1 protein-coding gene and 1 pseudogene are annotated in these 2,081 nt (G+C 47.4%); one reads left to right on the top strand and one right to left on the bottom strand.

The features are described 5' to 3' along the window. Positions 1 to 75: 75 nt before the first annotated feature. Positions 76 to 323 (top strand): annotated as a pseudogene (locus tag QUA58_RS31175) (transposase); the annotation flags it as partial. Between the two features lie 80 nt (positions 324 to 403). Here QUA58_RS31175 and cbiE read toward each other — a convergent pair. Beyond that, positions 404 to 1,669 (bottom strand): precorrin-6y C5,15-methyltransferase (decarboxylating) subunit CbiE, encoded by a 1,266-nt coding sequence (gene cbiE, locus QUA58_RS31170; RefSeq protein ID WP_333253966.1) that lies wholly within the window; start codon positions 1,667 to 1,669, stop codon positions 404 to 406. Between the last annotated feature and the right edge of the window lie 412 nt (positions 1,670 to 2,081).

Here is a 2,081-nt window from a genome sequence, read left to right as displayed (position 1 = left end):
CTTTCTTGATAGTTGACCTTCCTAAAAAATCCCTTAATTTTCTGACATTGTAGCACTTATTTGGCAAAATGGTATAACTTGACTGTCGAAAAAGGGCAGAAAAAAATCAAAGAGTGGTTGAATCATCACAAGTGTTTTTTAGAGAATCTGCATCAACAATTGAAAATTATTTTGAGGGTATTTGTAACTACTTTATTCATCGGACAACAAGTGGAGTAATGGAAGGAATCAACAATCGAATTAAGTTGATTATGCGACAAGGGTATGGCTTTTCTAATTTTGAAAATTTTAGAAATCGCGTATTAGCTTGCTTCTCTAATTAGATAAAGTTATCACCATAAGTTCGGGAGAGCCGACAGATCAAGACAGTATCTACAAGATACTATTGTTTTTTCGCAATGACCTACTTAACTACCGCCCACTGAGTAATCGGTGCCAGCGGTTTCCAACCCACAAAAGAGCCGATCGCCCCCGTGCGCTGAATCCCAATTCTAATCAGTTCGCCGCCGTGCAAAGAATGCCATTGCAGCACCGTAAGTTCGCTTTCAACAGTAACCGCATTTACCACCAAACGGCCGCCTTCACCTAAAGCATTCCAACAAGTTTCTAGCAAACCTTCTGCGGTGACACCGCCGCCGATGAAAATAGCATCCGGTTGCGGCAAATTTGCCAAAGCTTCCGGTGCGTCTCCCGCCACGATTTTAAGTTCGGGAACACCAAATTTAGAGGCATTTTCAGCAATGTATTCCAGTCTAGTTGGATGGCGTTCGATCGCGATCGCCCGACAACTCCGATGACTCCGCATCCACTCAATCGCGATCGAGCCGCAGCCAGCGCCCACATCCCACAGCAACTCCCCCGGAATCGGCGCTAACGCAGACAGAGTAACGGCTCGAACCTCCCGCTTGGTAAGTTGTCCGTCGTGGCGATATGCAGCATCCGGCAAACCCGCAGTTCGGGGGAGGATAAGAGTTTGTCGATCGGCTGCAACTACAATGGCGATCGTGTTCAAATCCGCTAAATCCGCCACATTCCAAGCCGCTGCAACCCCCTCAATCCGCCGTTCCGCCTCCGACCCCATCCGCTCGAACACAGTCATCAAACTGCTGCCAAACCCCCGCAGTGTCAACAAATCGGCGACCTTTCCCGGTGTATGTCGATCGGCACTCAAGACTAGCAAGCGCGCGCCGGGAGACAAAGCAAGGGCGATCGAGGCGATCGGGCGATTTGTTAAGCTGAAAGTCTCAACATCCGCCAGCGCCCAACCCAAACGCGCGCAAGCCAGACTAAAAGCCGATGCTGCGGGAATCACAGTCATTTCCGAAATGGGAATCCGGCGCGACAGCGTGACACCAATTCCGTGACACATCGGATCGCCGCTTGCTAGCACGCAGACAGATTCTCCGCGCCTGCGGATGATGTCGTCAATGGTTGTTTGTAGGGGTGAAGCCCAAACTAATTTTTCGCGGGTGTCGTCGGTTGGTAGCATTGCGAGGTGGCGCGCGCCCCCGACAACGATTTTAGATCTATCGAGTAACGATCGGGCGATCGGGCTCAATCCCGAAAGTCCGTCTTCCCCAATCCCCACCACCGAAAGCCATTTGTGCATGGAATCCTTACACCTAATCTCATTTCCGGCTGCATCGGAATGCTCAAACTCAATAGTCATCACTCATTAGTTATTAGTTATTAGTTATTAGTTGTTAGTTGTTAATCATATTATTTCCGATCAAACAACCAGAATAAAATTGGTTTATAGTGAGGAATTCAGTCCTCATCAAACTCGCTCGGACTGAAGTCTTTACTACAAAATTTATAACTGACATCTTGGATCATTCTCAATAACAGGCATCTTGCCTGTTCCACAAACAGTACATTTCTTCTTGTGAGGTCGGCATCCGGCCCGCCCGTGAAACACTTATTAATAATAGTGCAAGATGTCAGTTATAACGGTTATTTTACCGGACGAGATATCCGAATAAAGTCTCTAAAATATTTTTCCCCAAACAAAAAGCGCCCCTATTACTAGGAGCGCTGTTTGTCAATCTCAGACTAAAACTTAGCCATTGATAGAAGGAGCA

This window comes from Microcoleus sp. N9_A1, from assembly GCF_036701795.1.
In the GTDB taxonomy this organism is placed as follows: Bacteria; Cyanobacteriota; Cyanobacteriia; order Cyanobacteriales; family Microcoleaceae; genus Microcoleus.
Note: the sequence above shows the minus strand (reverse complement) of the source record. Positions and strands in the feature narration are given on the sequence as shown.